Source organism: Dactylosporangium darangshiense (assembly GCF_039537565.1).
Taxonomy (GTDB): Bacteria; Actinomycetota; Actinomycetes; order Mycobacteriales; family Micromonosporaceae; genus Dactylosporangium; species Dactylosporangium darangshiense.
This window is the reverse complement of the sequence record NZ_BAABAT010000006.1, coordinates 309,864-332,592: the sequence shown is the minus strand read 5'-3', so window position 1 is coordinate 332,592 and position 22,729 is coordinate 309,864. Positions and strand designations below refer to the sequence as shown.

At 71.6% G+C, this 22,729-nt stretch carries 21 protein-coding genes; 5 read left to right on the top strand and 16 right to left on the bottom strand.

What is annotated here, in order from left to right; all coding sequences use genetic code 11:
* Window positions 1–6 precede the first annotated feature (6 nt).
* Entirely contained in the window at window positions 7–327 is a 321-nt protein-coding gene (locus tag ABD901_RS15620) for a DUF6401 family natural product biosynthesis protein (protein WP_345126874.1), read from the bottom strand.
* 43 nt (window positions 328–370) lie between these two features.
* Here ABD901_RS15620 and ABD901_RS15615 point away from each other — a divergent pair, with 43 nt between their 5' ends.
* Entirely contained in the window at window positions 371–892 is a 522-nt protein-coding gene (locus tag ABD901_RS15615; RefSeq protein WP_345126870.1) for a DUF6328 family protein, read from the top strand.
* Between the two features lie 75 nt (window positions 893–967).
* A complete protein-coding gene (locus ABD901_RS15610) occupies window positions 968–3,517 on the top strand; it encodes a glycoside hydrolase family 9 protein (RefSeq protein ID WP_425556694.1) in 2,550 nt (849 codons plus the stop codon).
* Window positions 3,518–3,593: 76 nt separating this feature from the next.
* Here the strand turns inward: ABD901_RS15610 and ABD901_RS15605 are convergent, their stop codons facing one another.
* From ABD901_RS15605 to ABD901_RS15575, 7 genes are read right to left on the bottom strand one after another with little or no spacing between them, the layout of a single operon-like run.
* Entirely contained in the window at window positions 3,594–4,244 is a 651-nt protein-coding gene (locus ABD901_RS15605; protein WP_345126866.1) for an SRPBCC family protein, read from the bottom strand.
* On the bottom strand, window positions 4,201–5,388 hold the full coding sequence (locus ABD901_RS15600; RefSeq protein ID WP_345126862.1) for a vWA domain-containing protein: 1,188 nt from the start codon (window positions 5,386–5,388) through the stop codon (window positions 4,201–4,203). Before ABD901_RS15600 ends, ABD901_RS15605 begins: the two co-directional genes overlap by 44 nt.
* The gene (locus ABD901_RS15595; protein ID WP_345126858.1) at window positions 5,357–6,223 is read right to left on the bottom strand and encodes an AAA family ATPase; all 867 of its coding nucleotides are present in this window, start codon (window positions 6,221–6,223) and stop codon (window positions 5,357–5,359) included. Before ABD901_RS15595 ends, ABD901_RS15600 begins: the two co-directional genes overlap by 32 nt.
* The gene (locus ABD901_RS15590) at window positions 6,220–7,137 is read right to left on the bottom strand and encodes an XdhC family protein (RefSeq protein WP_345126855.1); all 918 of its coding nucleotides are present in this window, start codon (window positions 7,135–7,137) and stop codon (window positions 6,220–6,222) included. Before ABD901_RS15590 ends, ABD901_RS15595 begins: the two co-directional genes overlap by 4 nt.
* Before the next feature lie 12 nt (window positions 7,138–7,149).
* Complete coding sequence (locus ABD901_RS15585) at window positions 7,150–9,525, bottom strand: aerobic carbon-monoxide dehydrogenase large subunit (protein WP_345126852.1); 2,376 nt, start codon at window positions 9,523–9,525, stop codon at window positions 7,150–7,152.
* Window positions 9,522–10,001 (bottom strand): (2Fe-2S)-binding protein, encoded by a 480-nt coding sequence (locus ABD901_RS15580; protein ID WP_345126845.1) that lies wholly within the window; start codon window positions 9,999–10,001, stop codon window positions 9,522–9,524. The genes ABD901_RS15585 and ABD901_RS15580 overlap by 4 nt, the downstream gene beginning before the upstream one ends.
* 3 nt (window positions 10,002–10,004) lie before the next feature.
* Window positions 10,005–10,880 carry an FAD binding domain-containing protein gene (locus ABD901_RS15575; RefSeq protein ID WP_345126840.1) on the bottom strand — a complete coding sequence of 292 codons (876 nt, stop codon included), beginning with the start codon at window positions 10,878–10,880 and terminating at the stop codon, window positions 10,005–10,007.
* A 140-nt stretch (window positions 10,881–11,020) separates the two neighbouring features.
* On the opposite strand from ABD901_RS15575, the gene ABD901_RS15570 reads away from it, so the two are divergent.
* Window positions 11,021–11,872: a spermidine synthase gene (locus tag ABD901_RS15570; RefSeq protein WP_380137820.1), complete on the top strand. Its 852-nt coding sequence runs from the start codon at window positions 11,021–11,023 to the stop codon at window positions 11,870–11,872.
* Window positions 11,873–11,941: 69 nt separating this feature from the next.
* Entirely contained in the window at window positions 11,942–13,027 is a 1,086-nt protein-coding gene (locus ABD901_RS15565) for a branched-chain amino acid aminotransferase (RefSeq protein WP_345126830.1), read from the top strand.
* Window positions 13,028–13,411: 384 nt separating this feature from the next.
* Here ABD901_RS15565 and ABD901_RS15560 read toward each other — a convergent pair whose 3' ends face one another.
* From ABD901_RS15560 to ABD901_RS15535, 6 genes are all read right to left on the bottom strand, one after another.
* Window positions 13,412–13,837 (bottom strand): MarR family winged helix-turn-helix transcriptional regulator, encoded by a 426-nt coding sequence (locus tag ABD901_RS15560; RefSeq protein ID WP_345126827.1) that lies wholly within the window; start codon window positions 13,835–13,837, stop codon window positions 13,412–13,414.
* Window positions 13,830–15,218 (bottom strand): MFS transporter, encoded by a 1,389-nt coding sequence (locus ABD901_RS15555; protein WP_345126823.1) that lies wholly within the window; start codon window positions 15,216–15,218, stop codon window positions 13,830–13,832. Before ABD901_RS15555 ends, ABD901_RS15560 begins: the two co-directional genes overlap by 8 nt.
* Before the next feature lie 54 nt (window positions 15,219–15,272).
* Window positions 15,273–15,914 (bottom strand): hypothetical protein, encoded by a 642-nt coding sequence (locus ABD901_RS15550; RefSeq protein WP_345126820.1) that lies wholly within the window; start codon window positions 15,912–15,914, stop codon window positions 15,273–15,275.
* A gap of 116 nt (window positions 15,915–16,030) precedes the next feature.
* A complete protein-coding gene (locus tag ABD901_RS15545) occupies window positions 16,031–17,038 on the bottom strand; it encodes a hypothetical protein (RefSeq protein WP_345126818.1) in 1,008 nt (335 codons plus the stop codon).
* Window positions 17,039–17,484: 446 nt separating this feature from the next.
* Entirely contained in the window at window positions 17,485–18,879 is a 1,395-nt protein-coding gene (locus ABD901_RS15540) for a hypothetical protein (protein ID WP_345126815.1), read from the bottom strand.
* Window positions 18,876–19,103 carry a hypothetical protein gene (locus ABD901_RS15535; protein WP_345126812.1) on the bottom strand — a complete coding sequence of 76 codons (228 nt, stop codon included), beginning with the start codon at window positions 19,101–19,103 and terminating at the stop codon, window positions 18,876–18,878. Before ABD901_RS15535 ends, ABD901_RS15540 begins: the two co-directional genes overlap by 4 nt.
* A 223-nt stretch (window positions 19,104–19,326) precedes the next feature.
* On the opposite strand from ABD901_RS15535, the gene ABD901_RS15530 reads away from it, so the two are divergent.
* Window positions 19,327–20,337, top strand: coding sequence for a coiled-coil domain-containing protein (locus ABD901_RS15530; RefSeq protein ID WP_345126808.1), 1,011 nt, complete (start codon window positions 19,327–19,329; stop codon window positions 20,335–20,337).
* Between the two features lie 57 nt (window positions 20,338–20,394).
* Here the strand turns inward: ABD901_RS15530 and ABD901_RS15525 are convergent, their stop codons facing one another.
* Window positions 20,395–20,640 (bottom strand): hypothetical protein, encoded by a 246-nt coding sequence (locus ABD901_RS15525; RefSeq protein ID WP_345126805.1) that lies wholly within the window; start codon window positions 20,638–20,640, stop codon window positions 20,395–20,397.
* Between the two features lie 137 nt (window positions 20,641–20,777).
* Window positions 20,778–22,688, bottom strand: coding sequence for a CHASE3 domain-containing protein (locus tag ABD901_RS15520; RefSeq protein WP_345126802.1), 1,911 nt, complete (start codon window positions 22,686–22,688; stop codon window positions 20,778–20,780).
* Between the last annotated feature and the right edge of the window lie 41 nt (window positions 22,689–22,729).

The window sequence follows — 22,729 nt, the reverse complement described above, 5'->3', positions numbered from 1 at the left end:
CGGCCATTACGGCACGAGGCTGCACACCGCCAGCAGGCGCAGCATCGCCCATGACGGGCTCGACCACTCATCGAGCGGGTCGCCGGCGTCACGCGCCGCGTCGCGGATCGCCGCCGAATAGCCGGCCAGGGCCACCGGGTCGAGCAGCGACCCGCCCAGCGACTCGCGGATCGCGGCCGCATGCTGGTCGACGCGGGCGAGCAGGTCGGGGCGCGCGGCCACGGCGGCCCGGCCCGGGCGTCCGATGGTGGACGCGAGCTCGGACAGGCCGGCGCGGGCGATCCACGCGCGCCGCCCGGCCGTCAATTCATCGAAGGGCGCACTCACGCTCGCGACCATATGCCGGGCGCGCAAGGCCCGCAGCCCCGACATGCGCGCGCCGGGCGCGGATGGGCCGAACCGGCAGGTTCGCGGCGTTCATCCGGTGGGTAATTGGACCCGCATGGCCGATCGCGACGAGACCCCGGACGAGCGTTTCGACCGTAACTGGAATGAGCTGCTCCAGGAGCTGCGGGTCGCGCAGACCGGTGTGCAGTTTCTCTTCGCGTTCCTGCTGACGCTGCCGTTCAATGATCGTTTCGCGACGGTGTCCCAGGGACAGAAGGCGACCTATGTCGCCACGCTCCTGTGCACCGCGCTGTCCGCGCTGTGCCTCATCGCGCCGGTGAGCCACCATCGCATTCTGTTCCGCCGCGGTCGCAAGAAGGAGCTCGTCGCGATCAGCAGCAATCTTGCGGGAATCGGCCTGTGGTTCCTCTGGCTGTCGATCGTCGGCGCGGTATTCCTGATCTTCCAGGTCGTGGTGGGAATGTCCTGGGGCGTCGCGGTCGGCGCGGCGTTCGCTGCAGCTTTCATCGGCATCTGGTACATCCTGCCGACCGCCAAGCGCTGACCCGCCCGATACTTGACACCTCGCTGTGCCCTGCGCCACAGTGGGAGCGCTCCCATTTCCCTTCCGCCAAAAGGGGTGTCTGTGCAGCGCAAATTCCCCATAGCCGTCGCGGCGGCACTGCTGATCGTTCCGCTCACGGCATCGGCCGCGCATGCGGACGGACCGGAACAGATCGTCAACGGCACCTTCGACAGCGGCACCGACCCGTGGTGGTGGACGGGCAACTCGCCCGCCTCCGTGGTCGACGGCCGCCTATGCGCAACGATTCCGGCGGGCACCACGAATCCGTGGGACGCCATCATCGGCCAGAACGCGATCAGCCTGCAGGCCGGCGAGTCCTATCGGCTCGCGTTCACCGCCAGCGGGTCGATCCCGGTCACCGTGCGCGCCAACGTGCAGCTGGCCGACCCGCCGTACACCCAGGAAATCTCCGAGGCCCCGGCGCTCTCGCCGGAACCGAAGGATTTCAGCTACACCTTCACCGCGGCCGCGGACACCACCGCCGGGCAGGTCGCGTTCCAGGTCGGCGGCAGCGCCTCCGCGTGGACGTTCTGCGTCGACAACGTCTCGTTGCAGGGAGGGGCACCGCCGCCCGTGTACGTGCCGGACACCGGCCCGCGGGTGCGGGTGAACCAGGTCGGATACCTCGCCAACGGCCCGAAGCAGGCCACGATCGTCACGGAGGCCACCGCACCGCTGCCCTGGCAGCTGCGCAACGCGGGCGGCACGGTCGTGGCGAGCGGCAACACCTCGCCGCGGGGCGTGGACCCGACGTCCGGGCAGAACGTGCAGACGGCCGATTTCTCGCGGTACACCACCGTCAGCAGCGGCCTGACGCTCAGCGTCGACGGGGAGACCAGCGTCCCCTTCGACATCGGCGTGAACGCGTCCTACGAGAAGCTGCGCACCGACGCACTGTCCTGGTTCTACGTCCAGCGCAGCGGCATCGAGATCTCGAACGCGATCGCACCCGGCTACGGCCGCGCGGCCGGGCACCTCGGCGTGGCGCCCAACCAGGGTGACACCGACGTGCCGTGCCAGGCCGGCGTGTGCGACTACCGGCTCGACGTGCGCGGCGGCTGGTACGACGCCGGCGACCACGGCAAGTACGTCGTCAACGGCGGCATCGCCGCGTACCAGCTGCTGAGTGCCTTCGAGCGGACCAAGACCGCGGCGAACGCGCGGTCCGACAAGCTGGCCGACGGCTCGCTGCGCCTGCCCGAACACGGCAACCAGGTGCCCGACGTGCTCGACGAGGCCCGCTGGGAGCTCGAGTTCATGCTCCGCATGCAGGTCCCGGCCGGGCAGCCGCTCGCCGGCATGGTGCACCACAAGGTCCACGACCAGAACTGGACCGGCCTGCCGCTCGACCCGGCCGCCGACCCACAGCCGCGCGAGCTGCACCCGCCGTCGACGGCGGCGACGCTCAACCTGGCCGCCACGGCGGCACAGGGCGCGCGGCTCTTCGCGCCGTACGACAAGGCGTTCGCGGCGCGGCTGCTCGCCGCCTCGCGCACCGCGTATGCGGCGGCGCTGGCCCACCCGGCCGTCTACGCCCCCGGCAGCGACGGCAACGGCGGCGGCGCGTACGACGACGCCGACGTGAGCGACGAGTTCTACTGGGCCGCGGCCGAGCTCTACCTGAGCACGGGCGAGAAGGTGTACCGCGATGCCGTCACGGCCTCGCCGTGGCACACCGCGGACGTCTTCAAGCCCGAGGGCTTCAGCTGGCAGTTCACCGCGACCGCGGGCCGACTCGACCTCGCGACCGTGCCCAACGGACTGCCGGACCGTGACCGGGTGCGCCGGTCGGTCGTCGACGGCGCCAAGAAGTACCTGGCGACGGTGCAGGCCAACCCCTACGGCATCGCCTACGCGCCCTCCACCGGCAAGTACGAGTGGGGCTCCAACAGCGCCGTGCTCAACAACCTCGTCGTGCTGGCGACCGCGTTCGACCTCACCGGCGCGGCCGAGTACCGCGACGGCGTCGTCACCGGGATGGACTACCTGCTCGGCCGCAACGCGCTGAACCAGTCATACGTCACCGGCTTCGGCGAGCGCTCCTCGCACAACCAGCACACGCGCATCTTTGCGCACCAGCTCAACCAGGCGCTGCCCAACCCGCCGGCGGGCTCGCTCGCGGGCGGCCCGAACTCCAACCTGCAGGACCCGCTCGCGGCCAAGCTGCTGACCGGCTGCGCGCCGCAGTTCTGCTACGTCGACGACATCAACTCGTACTCGACCAACGAGATCGCCATCAACTGGAACTCGACGCTGTCCTGGGTGGCCTCGTTCATGGCCGACCAGGGCGAGGGCCGCGCGGCCGCGTCGGCGTGCTCGGTCTCCTACAGCAACGTCCTGGACCTCGGCGGCGTGTTCCTCGCCCAGGCCACGGTCAAGAACACCAGCCGGCAGACTCTGCAGAACTGGCGGCTTCGGTACTCCTACACCGGGACCCAGCAGGTCGAGCTCGCGGTCAACGGCACGGCGACGCAGACGGCCGCGAACGTGGAGATCACGCCGTGGCAGTCCCGGCTCAGGCCGGGCGAGCAGACGACGATCCTGATCGTCGGCAAGGTCCCGTGGGGCCCGAACGCCGCACCTGCGGTCTTCTCATGCGGATAGGGTAACCAACCGTAAAATGCTGATAAGTCCGTAAAGTCCGGCGCCGCCAGGCGCCGGACTTTACGCGACCGGGCTTCTACACCAGCCAGACGACCAGCGCGACGATCGCGGCGACGACGATGACCACGGGCACGGCCAGCTTGAGCAGCGTGCTCGTTCCGGCGACCTTGGTGAGGTCCACCGCCTCGGCCTCGGGCGCGTCGATCACGCGGACCTCCGCCTTGGGGGCCTCCGGCTCGGACGCGGGTGCCTCCTCCTCCACAGTGGACGTGGCCGCCGCCGACTCCGCGGCGAGCTGCTGCTCCAGGTTCTCCACGAACTGGGTCAGCAGGCGGGTGCTGATGTCGGCGATCGTGCTGCGGCCCATCTGGGCGAGGGGGCCGGCGATGTTGAGGTCGGTCTCGACCTGGACGCGGGTGGCCGACTCCTCGGCGACGAGGACCGCGGTCACCAGGGCGGACGCGCGGCCCTTGCCGCTCGCGTCGCGGCCCTTCGCCTCGATGACGGCGCGGTGCGCGGCGGCGTCCTGCTCCTTGAACGCGGCGGTGCCGGAGAACTGGGCGGTCATCGGCCCGACCTTCACCTTGACCTTGCCCTGGTACTCCTCGCCGCTGACCCCGGTCAGCTGGGCGCCGGGCATGCAGGGGGCGATGCGCTCGATGTCGGTGAGGACCGCCCAGGTCTCATCGATCGGGCGGGCGACGACGAACTCGTTGGTGAGCAGCATGGTGGGGGGAACCTCCGTTGAGGGCATCGAGGAGTGGTTCGACGGCGGCCAGCGAGTGCGCGCTGACCACGGCGTCGCAGAACGGCCACGCCGCCGCCATGCCGCCCACGAGCGGCCGGTAGCGCGGGCTCTGGGTCCGGGGGTTGACCCAGACGATGCGGTGCGCCAGGCGTGACAGCCGGGCCATCTCGGTGCCCACCTGCGCGGGGTCGCCGGTCTCCCAGCCGTCGGAGACGATGAGCACGACGGCGCCGCGGGCCATGCCGCGCCGGCCGTAGGCGTCGTTGAAGCGCTTGAGGGCCGCGCCGATGCGGGTGCCGCCGGACCAGTCCGGCGCCGCGCGGCCGGCGCGCTCCAACGCCACCGCGGGGCGGGTGCGCGCGAGCACGCGGGTGAGGCGCGTCAGGCGCGTGGCGAACGTGAACACCTCGGCGCGGGTGGCGCTGCTCGCGCAGTACAACAGCTGGATCATGGCCCTGGCGTAAGGCTCCATCGAGCCGGAGATGTCGCACAGCACCACCAGGCGGCGCGGCTTCTCCCTGCGGCGGCGGCGCGGCAGGTGCAGCGGCTCGCCACCGGTGCGCCGGGCCCGGCGCAGGGCGGCGCGCAGGTCGACGGCGGTGCCCTCGGGCGCGGTGCGGTAGCGCCGGCTGCGCCGCGGCGGTGTGGCGAGGCGCAGCCGCCGCATGAGGTCGGCCAGCACCGCCAGCTCGTCGGCGCTCAGCGTGGAGAAGTCCCGCCCGGCGAGGCGCTCGGCGCCGCTGCCGGCGATGGCGACCTCCACCTCGCGCGGCCGCTCCGTCCGGCCGGCGGAGTCGGAGGCCGTCGGCGTCCCGCCGGCCCGGGTGGTGGTCATGCCCTGCGCGTTCAGGTCGCCGCGGAAGTCGGCCTCGTCGACGAAGCCGCGGAAGACCGCGTCGAAGAGGCGGTCCAGGATCGGGAACTGCTCCGGGTCGCTGGTCAGCGTGGCCCGCGCGCAGCGGTGCAGCTCGTCCACGGTCCGCGGGGCGAGCAGCTCGACCGCCTGCGCGAAGCGGGCCGCGCGGTCCGGGCCGACCGGCAGGCCGGCGTCGTGCAGGACCGCCCCGAAGGCGGCGACCAGCGAGGCGAGGTCAGCCCGCAACGATGTCGGCGAGGCCGGCATTGCGGGCCACCTCCTCGTCCTCGCGGTACTTCAGCACCGCGCCGAGGGTCGCCAGCGCCGACGCCTCGTCGAGCGGCAGGCCCAGCATCCGTAGCGCGTTGGCCCAGCTGATCGCCTCGGCGACGCCCGGTGGCTTGGCCAGGTCCAGCGTCCGCAGCCGGGACACCGCGCCGGCCACCCGTCCGGCGAGCGGCTCGCCGGCGCCGGGGACGCGGCGGCGGACGATGGCGGCGACGCGCCCGGCGTCGGGGTAGCCGATCCAGTGGTACAGGCAGCGGCGCAGCAGGGCGTCGTGCAGGTCGCGGGTCCGGTTGGAGGTCAGCACCACGACGGGCGGCACGACCGCGGTGCGGGTGCCGAGCTCCGGGATGGTGACCGAGCCCTCGGCGAGCAGCTCGAACAGGAACGCCTCGAACTCGTCGTCGGCCCGGTCGACCTCGTCGATGAGCAGGACCGCCGGGCGCGGGCCGGGGTGCTCGATCGCGGCGAGCAGCGGGCGGCGCAGCAGGTACTCGGGCGCGAACAGGTCCGCCTCGCGCGGCGTCTCGCCGCGGGCCTCGGCCAGGCGGATGCCCAGCAGTTGGCGCGGGTAGTTCCACTCGTAGAGCGCCTCGGCGGCGCTGAGGCCCTCGTAGCACTGCAGCCGGATGAGCGGGGTGTCCAGGGCCGCGGCCAGCGCGCCCGCGGCGGCCGTCTTGCCCACGCCGGGCTCGCCCTCGAGCAGGATCGGCTGGCCCATCTTCAGCGCCAGGAACAGTGCGGTGCCGAGCCCTGGGTCGGCGAGGTAGCCCTGCCGGTCGAGGCCCTCGACCAGCGCGTCGACGGTCTCGGTCACAGGTACCTTGCCGGGGCGTCGGCGAATGCGCGGCGGCAGCCGGTGCCGCAGAAGTAGTAGACGGTGCCCTCGTGCTGGTAGTGCAGCGCGTCCGGAACCACGGCGACGTCCATGTTGCAGACGGGGTCCTTCGCGATCTGCACGGCGGAAGGCTTCTCCAGCAACGGCAGCATCACTCGCCCGGGCGGCGGCGCGGTCTGCCGGGGGCGCTTCGAGATGATCTCGGCCAGGACGGACAGCGCGATCTCGGGCGCGGTGCGCGCGCCGATGTCGAGGCCGGCCGGCGCGTGGATGGTCGCCCTCTCGGTGTCGCTCAGCTCGAGCTCCGCCAGGACCGCGGCGGCGCGCTTGCGGCTGGCGACGAGGGCGATGTACGGGATGCGCGCCTTGACGGCAGCGGTGAGGATCTCGGCCTCGTCGCGCCCGTGCGAGGCGACCACGACGGCGCTCGCGTCCAGCGGGATCGGGGTCTGCGCGTCCGCCGCGCGGAAGCCCTCCCAGCCCACGGCGCGGGCCACCTCGGGCAGGGAGCGGGCAACGGGCGCCTCGCCGTAGACGAAGACCAGCGGCGCGGGGATCATCGCCTCGAGGAAGATTTCGAGGGTACCGCCGGAAAGACAGGGATTCGCGACCGTGAGCAGCCCCTCGGCGCCGGGACGGTCGTCGGGGCCCTCGTCGTCGGGCGTGATGCGCAGCAGCGTCGACTCGCCCGTCTCCAGCAGCCGGAGCCCCTGGAGACGGACGGTCGACTCGGCGCAGGTGCCGCCGACGAACCCCTCGATCGTGCCGTCCGGCAGCACCAGGGCGCGGTCGCCGGCCTTGGCGCTGGTCGGCCGCTCGGCGCGCACCACGGTCGCGAGCACGAACGGGGTGCGGCCCTCACGGAGTTGATCGGCACGAATGAGCAGGTTCATCGGGGGACTTCCTTAGCTGATCGCGATGTCGGTGCGGATCGGGCGGCCCTGCGCGGCCCGCCAGACGTTCGACGGGGTCAGGGGCATGTCGGCGTGCCGGACCCCGAAGGGCTTGAGCGCGTCGAGCACGGCGTTGACGACGGCGGCCGGCGAACCGACCGTTGCCGACTCGCCGACGCCCTTGGCGCCGATCGGGTGGTGCGGCGACGGGGTGACGGTCTCGCCGAGCTCCCACGAGGGGCACTCCAGCGCCGTCGGCAGCAGGTAGTCCATGAGCGAGGCGCCGAGGTGGTTGCCGTCCTCGTCGAACGCCATGAGCTGCATGAGCGCCATGCCGATGCCGTCGGCGAGGCCGCCGTGCACCTGGCCCTCGACGATCATCGGGTTGATCCGCACGCCGCAGTCGTCGACCGCGATGAACCGGCGCACCTTGACCTGGCCGGTGGCCGGGTCGACGTCGACGACGCAGATGTACGCGCCGAACGGGTAGGTGAGGTTCGGCGGGTTGTAGACCGTGGTCGCGTCCAGGTGGCCCTCGACGCCCTCGGGCAGCTCGAGGCTGGAGTGCGCGGCCATCGCGATCTCCTGGATGGTCTTGCCCTGGTCCGGGTCGCCCTTGACGAAGAAGCGGCCCTTCTCCCAGTCCAGGTCGTCCGGCGAGACCTCGAGCATCGCCGAGGCGACGATCCGGGCCCGGTCGCGGACCTTGCGCGCGACGATCGCGGTGGCGGCGCCGGAGACCGGCGTCGAGCGCGAGCCGTACGTGCCCAGGCCGAACGGGGTCTGGTCGGTGTCGCCGTGCACGACCTCGATGTCGTCGGGGGAGATGCCGAGCTCCTCCGCGACGATCTGCGCGAACGTGGTCTCGTGGCCCTGGCCCTGCGTCTGCACCGACAGGCGCAGCACCGCCTTGCCGGTCGGGTGCACGCGCAGCTCCGCGCCGTCGGCCATGCCCAGCCCGAGGATGTCCATGTGCTTGCGCGGGCCGGCGCCCACGCCCTCGGTGAAGAAGCTGAGGCCGATGCCCATGTACTCGCCGCGCTCGCGCTTCTCGGCCTGCTCCTGGCGCAGCTTCTCGTACCCGACCATGTCCATGGCCAGGCGCAGCGCCTTCGGGTAGTCGCCCGAGTCGTACTCCCAGCCGGTGGGCGTGGTGTACGGGAACTGCTCCGGCTTGAGCAGGTTCTTCATGCGCAGCTCGGCCGGGTCCATCTTCAGCTCGTACGCGAGCACGTCGATCATGCGCTCGACGAGGTACACCGCCTCGGTGATCCGGAACGAGCAGGCGTACGCCACGCCGCCGGGGGCCTTGTTGGTGTACACGCCGGTGACGTCGCACGACGCCGCCTCGAGGTCGTACGAGCCGGTGAAGATGTGGAAGAAGCCCGCCGGGAACTTGGTCGGCTGCGCCGTACCGTTGAAGGCTCCGTGATCGGCAAGAACGTTGACCCGAAGGGCGCGGATCCTGCCGTCCTTCGTCGCCGCGATCTCGCCGCGCATGTGGTAGTCGCGGGCGAACGCGGTGGCGGTCAGGTGCTCGTTGCGGTCCTCCATCCACTTGACCGGCTTGCCGGTGACGATCGAACCGACGATCGCCAGCACGTAGCCGGGGTAGATGCCGACCTTGCCGCCGAAGCCGCCGCCGATGTCGGGCGAGACGACCCGGATCTTGTGCTCGGGCAGCCCGGCGACGAGCGCGTACACCGTGCGGTGCGCGTGCGGCGCCTGCGTGGTCGAGTAGATGGTGAGCTTGCCGCTGACCTTGTCGAAGTCCGCGACCGCGCCGCAGGTCTCCAGCGGCGAGGGGTGCACGCGCGGGTAGAGCACGTCCTCGACCACGACCACCTCGGAGTCGGCGAAGACCGCGTCGGTCTTCTCCTTGTCCCCGGCGCTCCAGTCGAAGATGTGGTTGTCGGTCTTGCCCTCCTTGTCGTCCCGGATGACCGGGGCGCCGGGGGCGAGGGCCTGCTTGGCGTCGGCGACGACGGGCAGCGGCTCGTACTCGACCTCGATGAGCTCCAGGGCGTCGCGCGCGATGTAGTGGTTGTCGGCCACCACGAACGCGACCTCCTGGTTCTGGAAGCGCACCTTGTCGGTCGCGAGCACCGCCTGGGTGTCGTACGACAGGGTCGGCATCCAGGCCAGCTTCAGCGTCTCCAGCACGGCGCCGGTGATGACCGCGCGCACTCCCGGCAGCGCCTCGGCGGCGCTGGTGTCGATCGAGATGATCTTCGCGTGGGCGTACGGGCTGCGCAGGAACGAGCCGTGCAGCATCCCGGGCAGCTGGATGTCGTCGACGTAGTTGCCCTTGCCCCGGACGAACCGCGCGTCTTCCTTGCGGTGCATCCGGCCGAAGCCCATGGGGGTGGGGTTCTCGGTGACGGTCATGCCTCAGCCGCCTCCTTCGTCTGGTGCTCGGCGGCCCAGCGCACCGACCGCACGATGTTCTCGTAGCCGGTGCAGCGGCACAGCTGGCCGGAGATGGCCTCGCGGATCTCCTGCTCGGAGGGGTTGGGGTTGCTGTCGAGCAGGGCGCGGGCGGTGATCATCATGCCCGGCGTGCAGAAGCCGCACTGCAGGCCGTGGCACTGCACGAAGCCCTGCTGCACCGGGTCGAGCCCCGCGGGGCCCTCGAGGCCCTCGACGGTGCCGACGCTCTTGCCGTCGGCCATGACCGCGAGCACGGTGCACGACTTCACGGGCACGCCGTCCAGCGTCACGGTGCACACGCCGCAGTTGGACGTGTCGCAGCCCCAGTGCGTACCGGTGAGGCCGAGCTCGTTGCGTAGGAAGTGCACCAGCAGCAGCCGGGGCTCAACGTCGCGGGTGTGCTGCTCGCCGTTCACCGTCACGGTGATCTGCATCTTCTAGGCCTCCTGCCCTCGCGCGCGAGCGGTCGCGGCGCGCAGCGCGCGCACGGTGAGCTCGCCGGCGAGGTGCCGCTTGTAGTCGACCGGCCCGCGCTGGTCCGCGACCGGGTTGGTGTTCTCGGCGGCGATCCGCCCCGCCTCGGCGAACGTCTCCTCGGTGGCCGGCTTGCCGGCGAGGAAGGCCTCCGCCTCGGCCGCACGGAAGTGCTCCGCGCCGACCGCGGCCAGGCCGATGCCGGCCGAGCGGATCAGGTCCTGATCGAGCCACACGGCGGCACCGGCGGCCGCGACCGCCCAGTCGCCGACGCGGCGCTCCACCTTGAGGTACGCCGAGCCGCCGCCGGGCCGGATGGGCACCCGGATCTCGGTCAGCAGCTCGCCGGGCTCGACGACGGTCTCGTACGGACCGACGTGGAACTCGGACAGCGACACGGTGCGCGACCCCCGCGCACCCTGGATCACCACCGAGGCGTCGACGGCGGCGAACGCGGCGGAGAGGTCCTCGGCGGGGTCCGCCTGGCACAGGGAGCCGCCGACGGTACCGCGGTTGCGCACCAGCGGATCGGCGATCACGCGCTCGGCGTCGGCGAAGATCCGGTAGTGCTCCTCCACCAGCGGCGAGTCGAGCAGGTCCGCGTGCCGCGTGAGCGCGCCGATGCGCAGCTCCGCGCCCTCGACGCGGATGTACGCGAGCTCGGCGACGTCGTTGATGTCGATCAGCGCCGTGGGCCGGGCCAGGCGCAGCTTCATCATCGGAATGAGGCTGTGGCCGCCGGCGATCACGCGAGCGTCCTCACCCCACTTCGCAAGCAGCTCCAGGGTCTGGCCGACACTCGTGGCTTTCGCGTATTCAAATGCGGCGGGTACTTGCATCGCGCCTCCGGTCTTTCGGGTCCGGACAATGAGCAGAAGGTCGACAGAATCGTCGTCCTAAAGCCGACAACGGACAACTCCGTCTAGGTAGTTGAGCCGTTACGGAGGGTAGTTCTGCTTGCGCGGGGCAAGATTGCCGCGTGGGTGGCAGAAAAAGGATGGCCGGAATTGTGGCGCAGGTGGACGGTGGCGTCGCCGAGCTGTGCCCCGACGACGGCCGCCCCGGCCGCTGGACCCTGCTGCTGGACGGCTATCCACAGTCCGCTCTGGACGTCGACGACCCGCGGCGGCTCGACTTCGAATACATGCGGCGCATCGCATCGGTGATCGATGCGATGGCACCGGCCGGCCAAGCGCTCGCGGTGCTCCATCTCGGCGGGGGCGCGCTGACCATGCCGCGGTACGTCGCGGCCACCCGTCCCGGCTCCGTGCAGCGCGTCGTCGAGCTCGACGCGGGCCTCATCGAGTTCGTGCGCCGGGAGCTGCCGCTGCCGCGCGGCGCCGACATCCGGGTCCGCGCGGCCGACGCCCGCGCCGCCGTCGAGGCGACCGCGGCGGGCCGCTTCGACCTGGTCGTCGCCGACGTGTACCGCGGAGCCCGCGTCCCGGCGCACCTCGCGTCGCTGGAGTTCATGACCGCGGCCGCGCGGCTTCTACGCCCCGGCGGCGTCTACGTGGCCAACCTCGCCGACGGGCCCGGCCTCGCCTTCGCCCGCGGCCAAGCGGCGACGCTGCGGCAGCTCTTCGGCGACCTCGTGCTGCTGTCGGAGCCGTCGGTGCTGCGCGGCCGGCGCTTCGGCAACGTGGTCCTCGTGGCCGCCGCCGCGCCCGGCCGCATCCCGCGGGCGCCGCTGACCCGCGCGGCCGCCGCGGACCCGTTCCCGGCCCGGCTGGTCGACGGCGAGGACCTGGTGAAGCTCATCGGCGGCGCACGCATCGTCACCGATGCGACCGCGACATCGTCGCCGGCGCCGCCGGCCAACCTGTTCTGACGGGTTTGTTACCGACCAGTCCGCGGGATGTTGCTTAGGGATCGTTCAGGTTCCGAATACAGTTCCGGAATGCTCGAATTCGACATCGTTCCCGCCGCGCGCCGCCCGGCCGAGGAGCGCGCCGCATTACTCGCCGATCCCGGTTTCGGCCGCGTCTTCACCGACCACATGGTCACGATTCGCTATGCCGAGGGCAAAGGGTGGTACGACGCGCGCCTGGAACCCTTCGGGCCGCTTTCGCTGTCGCCCGCCACCGCCGCGCTGCATTACAGCCAGGAGCTCTTCGAGGGCCTCAAGGCCTATGCGCTGCCCGACGGCGGGGTCGGCCTCTTCCGCCCCGAGGCCAATGCCCGCCGCCTCAACGCGACCGCCGAGCGCCTCGCCATGCCGGCCCTGCCCGAGGAGCTGTTCCTGCGCGCCGTCTGGACGCTGGTCGACGCGGACCGCGACTGGGTGCCCGCGGGCGAGGGTCAGAGCCTCTACATCCGCCCCTTCATGATCGCCACGGACCCGTTCCTGGGCGTGCGGCCGTCCTCGGAGTACCTCTTCGCGGTCATCGCCTCCCCGTCGGGCTCCTACTTCGCCGGCGGCGCCAAGCCCGTCACCGTGTGGATCTCCCAGGACTACTCGCGCGCCGCGCCGGGCGGCACCGGGCACGTCAAGGCCGCCGCGAACTACGCGGTCAGCCTGCGGGCGCAGGCCCAGGCCCAGGAGGCCGGCTGCGACCAGACCGTCTTCCTCGACGCCGTCGAACACCGGTGGATCGAGGAGTCGGGCAGCATGAACCTGTTCTTCGTGTACGAGCGCGACGGCCAACCGCTGCTCGTCACGCCACCCCTCAACGGCTCGATCCTGCCGGGCGTGACCCGCGACTCGGTCCTGACGCTCGCCCGCCACCGCGGCTGGGGCGTCGAGGAGCGGCCGTACTCCCTCGACGAGTGGCGCACGGACGCGCTCGGCGGCGACCTGCGCGAGACCTTCGCCTGCGGCACCGGCGTCGTGATCACCGCGATCGGCACCGCGCGCTCCCGCGACGGCGAGTTCCTCATCGGCGGTGCTGCCGAGGGCCCGGTCACCACCTCGATCCGCGCCGCGATCGTCGGCATCCAGCGCGGCCTGACCTCGGACCCCTTCGGCTGGTCACGCCGCTCCTGAGCGACCTTTTCGAGCGACAAACGGCCTTTTCCCGATAAGTCGGGCGCTGGCGCGCCACGACTTATCGGACTTTTCTCCTGACAGGGTATAAATCCGATAAGTCGTGGCACGCAGTGCCCGACTTATCGGAAATGCCAGCTTCTGACCCGGCCTCGGGACGACTGCGCACCTGCAGGGTGCGGTCGCGCTAGCGAGGTGCGCTCTCGCGCCGTCGGCGGCGTTTTCTCTCCACGATCAGGCGAAAAACGGCCGGGGCAAATCGGACATCGCCGCGATCGTGGAGCGATAATGCACCCCTGTGTACGTTTTGTCACCACCTTGATGCAAAACCGGCCTCCGGCGGGCCGAAAAACGCATCGACGTGGAGAGAAAACGTCGGCCGGCTCAAGACGGGTCGAGCTTCGCGACGATGCGGGCCAGGGTCGCCAGCTCCTCCGGCGGGAGGGCCAGCAACTGCGGCGGCGGCTGGGTCAGGATGGCCTCGGCCCGGGCGGCCTCCGCGCGGCCGAGGTCCGTCGCCCTCACCAGCTTGGCGCGGCGGTCGGCGGGGTGCGGCTCACGGTGTACCAGACCTCGCTTTTCCAGGTCGTCCACGACGAGCGTCGTGTACGGCGCGTCGGTCTGCAGGCGGCTCGCGAGCTCCCGCATCGTCATCGGCTCGCCGGCCAGGCGACGCAGGGCCTTGATTCGCACGAAGCTCAGGTCGAGCGCTTCGCAGGCCTCCTTGCGCCGGTCGTGGCGCTCGTGCACCAAGGTCAGTAGGTCGCGCCAGACCTGGGCGGCCTGGGGTGCGCTGTGCGGGTCAGGCATCGACGAGCTCCGCATCGGGTTGTCGGGCGGTGGCCCAGCGTCCGGTGGTCAGCGTACCGATGAGCAGGATCGCGGCGCCGCACCCGGCGATGATCCACCAGCCCGCGTGGCTGGCCGGGCTGAAGCCGTCCGCCATCGACCGGCCGTGCAGGCCGGCGGTGATGACGGCGCCGAGGACCGCGATGCCGAGCGCCGAGCCGAACTGGCGGCTCGTCGAGGCGAACGCGGCGGCGACGCCGGCCTGCGCGGTGGGCAGGCCCGACACCGCGGTGACCGTGATCGGAGGGTTGACCATGGCGAAGCCGATGCCGAACGAGACGTACGCGGCGAGCACCCACACGATCGACGTGTGCGGGCTCAGGCTCGTGAGCAGCACGCCGCTGAGGCCGATGCCGGTGCCGCCGACGAGCAGCGACGGGCGCGGGCCGCGGCTGCCGACGAGCCGGCCCGACAGGGGGCCGAGGATCACCGTGATGGCGGCGATCGGCAGGGTCAGCAGGCCGGCGTGCAGCGGCGAGTACCCGCGCACGTCCTGCAGGTACACGGTGTTGAGCAGCAGGAAGCCGGCCAGCGCGCCGAACGCGGCGACCGCGATCGACGTGGCGCCGGCGAAGGGCGGGCTGCGAAACAGCGTGATGTCGACCAGCGGCTCGGGCCGGCGCGGCTCCACCAGCAGCAGGGCCACGAGCGCGACGAGCGCCACGGCGCCGGCCGCCGGCTCGTGCTCGATGATGGCGTAGGTGGCGCTGGCCAGCAGCACCAGGACGATGACCTGGCCCGGCAGGTCCACCCGCCGCGGCCGCGGCGCGCGCGACTCGGGCACGAACAGCGCGGTGAGCACGACGGCGGCGATGCCGATCGGCACGTTGATCCAGAAGATCGTGCGCCAGCCGACCGTCTGCACCAGCAGGCCGCCGACGACCGGGCCGAGCGCCATGCTGATGCCGACCACGCCCGCCCACACCCCGACGGCCCGCGCCCGCTCGCGGCGGTCGGTGAAGACGTTCGTGATGATGGACATGGCGACGGGGTTGAGCATCGAGCCGCCGATCGCCTGCAGCACGCGGAAGGCGATGAGCCAGCCGAGGGAGGGGGCCAGGCCGCACAGCAGCGAGCCGGCCGAGAACACCACCAGGCCCGTTTGGAAGGTACGCCGCCTGCCCACCCGATCGGCCGTCGAACCCGCCATCAGCACGAGGCTGGCCAGGACCAGCGTGTAGGCGTCGATGGTCCACTGCAGGCCGGACAGCGGTGCGTGCAGGTCGCGCCCGATCGCCGGCACCGCGATGTTCACGATCGTGTTGTCGAGGCCGACGATGAGCAGGCTCATGCAGCAGATGCCGAGAATGAGCAGGCGCCGGCTGCGTGCTTGTACGACCATAATAGTTATGCTCGTACAAGCAAGCGGCCGACGCCAGTGTGATTGATGCCCTAGTCAGTTGCCTGCCGGCGGCATACCGCCGTTGCCCTGCTGGCCGTTGGCCTGGTTGAGCGTGGTGTCCGTGATCGTCGTGGCGGTCGCCGTGGAGCCGTCGACCGTGCCCACCACCGTCACCGTGTCGCCGGTCTTGATGTCCGCGACCTGATCGTTGCCGTTGTCGACGGTGGTGGACGTGCCGATGACGAACGTCGTGCTGTGCCCGTCCGCGCTCTTGGCGGTGATCGAGGTGGTGCTCACGTCGGTCACGGTTCCCGTCTGGAGGCGTTTCGTGGTGTACCCGCCGTTGCCGTCGGAGGCGGTGAAGTCCCCGTAGAGGGCGCCGGACAGGCCGTTCGACCCGCCCATGCCCCCGCCGAACCCCTGCCCGCCGCCGAAGCCGCCCTGCCCGCCGGGCCCGCCCTGCCCGCCGCCGGGCCCCGCCTGCTGCGACGTCTGCGAGGAGGAGTCGCTCGCGGCCCGGATGACGGCGAACCCGCCACCCCCGATGACCAGCGCCGCCACGATGCCCACGACGAGCGTCTTCATGCGCGAGGACTTCGGCGCCTGTGCCGGCGGCTGGGCGGGTGCCGCCGCCGGCATCGGCGCCTGGTCGGCCCAGACGGGCGTTGCGGGCTGCTGGTCGATCTGGCTGCTCATGCGTGGCTCCCTGAGTCGTCCCGGCGGCTCGCATCCGGGGAGCCGCTCACCAGCAACGATCGCGAGGTTCCCTGGCACCGGCCCGCGCGCAGCTTGGCAACCGGCTGTGAGCCGCTCTAGGCCGCGACGAGCTTCTCGGCCGGCGCGTCCGCGGTCTGCGCGGGCCTCCTCCGCAGCGCCGAGGCCCCGACGAGCAGCAGCCCGAGGACCGTCCACGCACCCAGGACCAGCAGGTGCGGCCCCGCGCCGCCGCCATCGAAGAATGCGGTACTGCGAAGCAGCGACCCGGCCGCACCCGGCGGCAGGTACTGCCCGATCGCTCCCCATCCCGACGGCAGCATCTCGGGCGCGCTGGCGAGCCCCGACAGCGGGTTGCCCAGCAGCATCATGAGCGCGCCGCCGAGCCCGAGCCCGGCCACGCCGAGCAGCGCCTCGAGCCCGAGCAGCGTGAGCGCGGTGGCGGCGATGGACAGCGCGACGACGCCGGCGTTGGTCCAGTAGTCGCCCTCGAGGGAGCCCAGCCAGTACTGCAGGATGGCCACCAGCGCGAGCCCGCCCGTGATCGCGAAGACCAGCGCACCCGCGACCCGCCGCCCGATCCCCGCGACGAGGTTGGTGAGCAGCCCGGCGGCGATGATCCCGCCGAGCACCAGCGGCAGCGCTCCCGCGGCCAGCCCCGCCCCGCGCGGATCGTCGGCGGGCAGCGGCACGAGGTCGCGCACCGCCGGCGCGGCGTTCTCCCCGCCGCCCAGCCCGAGCGCCACCTGCTGCAGCGCCTGCGCGACGACCGGGCTGGCCGCCGAGGCGATGATCACCTGCGGATGCCCGGAGGTGAGGTCGATCGCCCCGTACACCTCGCGATCCCGGATCAGCTTCTCGGCGGCCGCGGTGTCGGCGACGGTCGTGACGTCGAAGGCGCCCGGCCGCTTGGCGTTGAGCTGCTGCACCACCTGTGACACGGCGGGCGCCGGGCCGGCAACGGCCAGCGGAACGTCATGCACGCTGGACCGCGTGGCGGGCCAGGCAAACGCGATCATGATGAGGCTGAGCAGCGCGGTGAGCAGGAGCACGATCCCACCGGTCCGGCCCCAGCCGGACTTTCCCGCAGTGTGCCGACCGGCCATCTGGGTCTCCTAAAAAGAACGTTCGTTCGCTCTTTTTGAGCATCGTCCGGTCCTCACCGCACGTCAAGAACGAACGTTCGCTTTACGCTGCGACCCTGCTCACGGCGACCTGGTCGTTAAATGCTGATAAAAGCGATAAGTCCGGCCAAGCGGAGCGGCCGGACTTATCGCCGCACCCCGGCTGCGGAAGAGAACGGCGTCGCGGGAAGGCGTTCGCGCGAAGTCCCGGTGCTTGCCGTTCTTGGCCGGCCAGCGGTGCGACAGGACTGCAGAGTGGTGGGCACCGTGACCGTGAAGCGCGAGGCCAACCATGGTGCTCCACGATGCGCTTGGATGCCCGTCCATGCCGGGCGGGCCGCGGCGAGCGCGACGGCCCCGTACGGGCCATGGACCGCGCCGCCGCCCTCCGGCAGCCCATCGGCAGCCGGAGGGCGGGAATTACCGAATCAGCCCTTGCCCGGCAGGATGCCCTGCAGGTGGCGGCCGTTGACGGCGGCGCGGCGGCCCGCGTCGACCTCGCTCTTCCATGAGCGCACGTAGTTGGAGGCGGTCAGCCGGTCGACGTCGTCGAGGTCGAGCAGGTCGCCGACGAGGTTCGTCAGCGCCACCACGTCGCGGCGGTCGTTGGCCGGGACCTGGTCGTGCAGCAGCTGGAACACCTGGTTGCGCAGCGAGCCCTCGCGGACCAGCGGCGTCGGGGACAGCGTCGGCTCCTCGGCGATCTCGACCGTCTCGGCCTCGTGCGTGACCGGCGCGGTGCGCGAGCGGGCCCGGCGCGGCTGCCCTGCGGCCGGCAGGATGCCCTCCAGGTCGGCGCGCAGGCCGCCCAGGGCCGACGGCGCGACCGTGTCGGCCTCGGCGGCCGCCTCGGAGGCGCGGGCCACGGCCTCGCGGGCCGCGCGGCGCTCCTCCTGCTCGCGCGTGATCTCGCGGGTGACCAGGCGGTCGCCGGCCGCCGGGAGCGCCTGCTGCTCCTCGGTGTCGATCACCGGCAGGGCCGGCTCGTGCGCCCGTGCCGGCAGGACCGGCGCGGGCTCCGGCTCCTGCGCCGGCGCGACCGGTGCGGGTGCGCCGGTCATCGCGGCCAGCCGCGCCGGAGCGAGGTCGGCGGCGATGAGCGAGGTCAGGCCGTCGTAGTCGGCGCCGTCGGCGAGGCGCAGCGCGATCTCGTCGAGGTCGTAGACGGCGACGGCGATGTCGGCCGTGGTCGGGTCCACGGCGGAGCGGATCTTGCGGTGCAGCACCTTGGCGATCGCGGCGGTGCGCTGCTCCTTGCGCTTCTCCGCCTTCGCGGCCGCGATGGAGGTGTAGAGGCCCAGCCTGACGTCGGCCTTGGCGAGGTTCTTGGCCCGCAGCGTCAGCCACGGGTGGCGGACCCAGTGGCCCACCACTTCGTAGGCCGGCGTGGTGGGCGGCAGGTCGCCCTTGGCCCGCAGGCGGTCGCGCCGCTGGTTCTCGGTGTGCATCAGCCAGACGAGATACCCCAGCGCCGACATCCCGGCGAAGAAGCCCGCGAGGAGCTTGTTGTCGTGCGCCATCCAGTTGAACGCCACGGCGAAGGCGGCGATGGCGGCGGAGAGGATGCGCGAGGCGATGGCGCGCTCGCCCAGCCGGCGGCGCACGTCGGCGTTGGCCAGCACCACGATGCCGCCCAGCTCCAGGGCGCCGACCGCCGGGATCGCCCAGATGGTGGGGATGCCGAGGGCCTCGACGGCGCCGGAGACCTGGCCGGCCAGGGCGACGAGGAGGACGACAATGTAGAACAGCTGTCGCATGTAGGAGGTGCGCCGGACGGTCTTCTGCAGATCGGCGTCGAGTTGACTGATGCCCGGCGTGCTCACCGGCTTCTCCCGTCTTCGTTCGGCTGGGGCAGTTGATAGCCCCGCGCCGCGAGGAACTCGGCCAGCGCCAGGTCCACGGAGCTCTGCACCGTGGTGTTGTGGTCGACGACGAACCGCTGCAGGGTCTGCTCGATCTCCACCCGGACCCGGGTGTTGAGCTGGACCCGTTCGAACCGCGGCCGCTGTGGCGGCATCGCCACCGTCTTCTCTGTCGCTTCCAACATCACTCCCGCTAGCCGTTTGCTAGCGCGCACGCTAGCAAAACAGCGGTCGATGAGGACAACCGACACGCCGGAACGCATGTTCGAATTCGGGGAAGCGCCGCCAAGGGCGCTTACGTAGCGTGTTCGAGAAAGGTTCAACGGCCCCCGAAATCTCACCGTGAGTAGTCATTCGGGAGCATTCTCGGTCCTGTGCCGGGCCGGGGCGGTTCGGTACGCTCACCGCATGCGGCGCCGGGCACTCACGTTGGTAACTGCGGTGCTCGTGCTGATCGGCGCCTGGGCGATGCCCGCGGCCGCCGCGCCGGGCGACCCCACGGCCCCGCCGGACGAGGGCGCGGCCAACCTCACGCTGGGCGACAAGCTCGATGCGGCCAACACCGAATGGCTGCAGGCGCAGGCGACGCTGGACGCGTCCAAGAAGCGCCAGGCCGAGCTCGTCCAGCAGATGGAGGAGATGCAGAGGGAGCTCGAGCCGGTCCGCGCCAGCGTGAACGTGATCGCGGCCGCGGCGTACCGGACGGGCGGCAAGGTGCGGATGAGCGCGGCGCTGGTGGACACGGCCTCGCCCGAGCAGTTCATGGACCGCGTGCTGCTGGTGAACGAGATCGCGATGTACAACGACCGCGTGATCGGCCGGCTCACCAAGCTCGAGGCGGACCTCGCGGCGGCGAAGAAGGCGATCGACGACGAGGTCGCCAAGCAGCAGGCGCAGGCCGACATCCAGGCCAAGAAGAAGGTCGACGCCGAGGCGGCGCTGGCAAAGATGCGGGGCAAGGCCGACGGGTACGTCAGCGTCAACTCACCGCTGGCCAACCCCGCGCCGCGCAACGCGGACGGCACCTGGCCGAAGGAGAACTGCATCATCGACGACCCGACCACGTCGGGCTGCATCACGCCGCGGATGCTGCACGCGGCGCAGGAGGCCCGCAAGGCCGGGTTCACGCACTTCTACTCGTGCTTCCGCCCGTCCGGGCCGTATGAGCATCCGAAGGGGCGGGCGTGCGACTTCGCGGCCGCCTCGGACGGCTTCGGCGGCATCGCCTCGGGCAACGACAAGACCTACGGCACCAACCTCGCGGCGTTCTTCGTGAAGAACGCGTCGTCGCTCGGCGTGCTGTACGTCATCTGGTTCCGGCAGGTGTGGACGCCGGCCGCGGGCTGGCACGCCTACAGCGGCGGCAACGGCGACCCGTCCAGCGATCACACCAACCACGTGCACCTGTCGGTCTTGTAGGGTCAGTAGCCCCGGCGGAAGCGGCGCTGACGGTGGCGGCCGAAAGCTTGAAAGCCGTCAGGCGGTAGCCGTGGACAGGGCGCGCTCGCAGACGGTGCGGGCCCACTGGATGCGGTTCAGGGCCACATCCGGCCGGTCGCCGAAGATCTCGGCTGCGCGGGCGTAGCACTCGTCGGGCCCGAGGCGCTCGAGCGTGGCGTCGACCGTCCTGCGGACGGTAGCGGCGTCGGGGTTGGAGAAGCACGGAGTGTCGGAGACGAACAGTGCCATGCACAGCACCGGGTCAACCGGGCAGATCGTCATGGTGGATCACCTGTTCATGGGGGTGTGGATGACTGTTCCACCGTCTCTCCGTGCGCACGGGGCCGCCTCGGCGCCAGCGGGCCTCTATGCCTGCGGGTTTCCCGACCCGGCTTTTCCGGCTGGCCGCCATGCCGAATTCAACTGGCATCACCCTCCAGAGGTACGGTCGTGAGCGGGATGGCGATGCCCAGCCGTGTGCCCGTGCCGGGCCGGCTGGCGATCTGCATCGTGCCGCCCAGCGCCGCCACCCGGTCGCCGAGGCCGGTCAGGCCGGTGCCGGTGCCCGGGTCGGCGCCGCCGACGCCGTCGTCCTCGATGGACAGGCGCAGGTGCTGCTCGGAGACCGTGGCGCTGACCGAGATGACCGTGGCGTGCGCGTGCCGGATCGCGTTGGTCAGCGCCTCCGCGACCACGTAGTACACCCCGATCTCGATGTTGGAGCTGAGGCGCTCGGGCAGGTCCAGGCTCACCTCCACGGGGATCGGCGAGCGGCGGGCCAGCGACTTGATCGCCGGGCCGAGGCCGCCCTCGGACAGGATCGACGGGTGGATGCCCCGGGCGAGCTCGCGCAGCTCGTCGATCGCCTCCGACAGGTCGCTGCCGATCGTGTGCAGCCGCTCCTGCGCCCCGTCGCTGACCTGCGTCTCGGTCGCCCGCAGGGCCAGCAGCAGGGCGATGAGGCGCTGCTGGGTGCCGTCGTGCAGGTCGCGCTCGATGCGCCTTCGGCTCTCGTCGGTGGCCGCCACGACCCGGGCGCGGGAGGCGGTGAGGTCGGCGCGCGCCTGCGAGTTGGCGATGGCGCTCGCGACCAGCTCAGTGAACTCGGCCGCCCGCTCGGCGTCGTGCTCCTCCAGCGGGCGGGCGCAGGTGGACAGGGCCTTCAGGGCGCCCCAGGTGCGCCCGGCGACGTGCACCGGCGCGCCGATCGCCGAGCGGATGGAGGAGTCGCCGAACTCGTGCTGCAGGAAGTCCGCGCTGCGCGGCCCGGCCATCCGGATGGGGCGGCCGGAGCGCAGCACGCGCCCGGCGATCCCGTGGTCTGCGAGCTCCACGCGGCCGAGAGCGATGCGGTGCGCGGGGTCGTGGCTCCAGCTGGCCACCACCGTGGCGTTCCCGTCCATTTCGAATCTCAGCAGTACCGAGGCATCGGCCCCGAAGAGCTTGCCGGCCTCCTCGGTCACCGCCGCGAACACGTCCTCGGCGGGCTTGCCGTGCGCGGCCACGGTGGCCACCCGGCGCAGCGCCGCCTGCTCGGCCGCCACCGCGCCGAGCATGATCCGGCCCCGGTCCAGCGCCGCGACCATCGAGTTGAAGGTGCGCTGCAACACGCCGACCTCGACCGGCCCATCGGTGTTCACGCGCACGGCCAGATCGCCGCCCGCCACCCTGTCGGCGGCCATCACCATCCGATGCAGCGGTCGCACCACCATGACGTTGAGCGAGCGGGTGAGCAGCGCGACGGCGAGCAGCGCCACGACGAACCCGGCGACGGCCGCCATCGCCGCGCGGCGCCCCGCACGGGCCGCCTCGTTGTGCGCCTTCGCCACGATCGTGGCCTGGTTGTTGATGAAGTCGTCGAACTCGGCCCGCAGTGCCGCGATGTGCTGCTGGCCATCCATGATCGACTGGGGGTCGATGTTCTCCGGCTCGCCCGACTGGTCGTCGGCGATCGCCGGGTCGGCGTAGTTGTCGAGGTACACGGTCACGTCGTTGTTGAGCCGCGTCACCCGCGCCGCCTGTGCCGGGCCGCCGTCGACGGAGGAGGCGAGCTCCTGCTGTCGGAGTGGAATCTGCTGCTGCGCGCGGATCCACGGCTGCAGCAGGGCACGGTCGTGGGTGAGCGCGTAGCCGCGCCGGCCGGCCTCCACGTCGAGGACCAGGCGCTCCAGGGCGTTGGCGGCGGAAACGGACTGCTCGGCGCGGGTCACGTCGGCAACGGACGCACGCAGTTGGTACACCGAGTAGAGGATCACCGCGAAGGCGGCGCTGATCATCAGGGTGAACGCGGCGCTGATTACTGCCAGGCGGAAGGTCAACCCCCCGTGCATTGTGGGTGTCTACCCCGACTCGCAGGGTTATGTTGGATTTG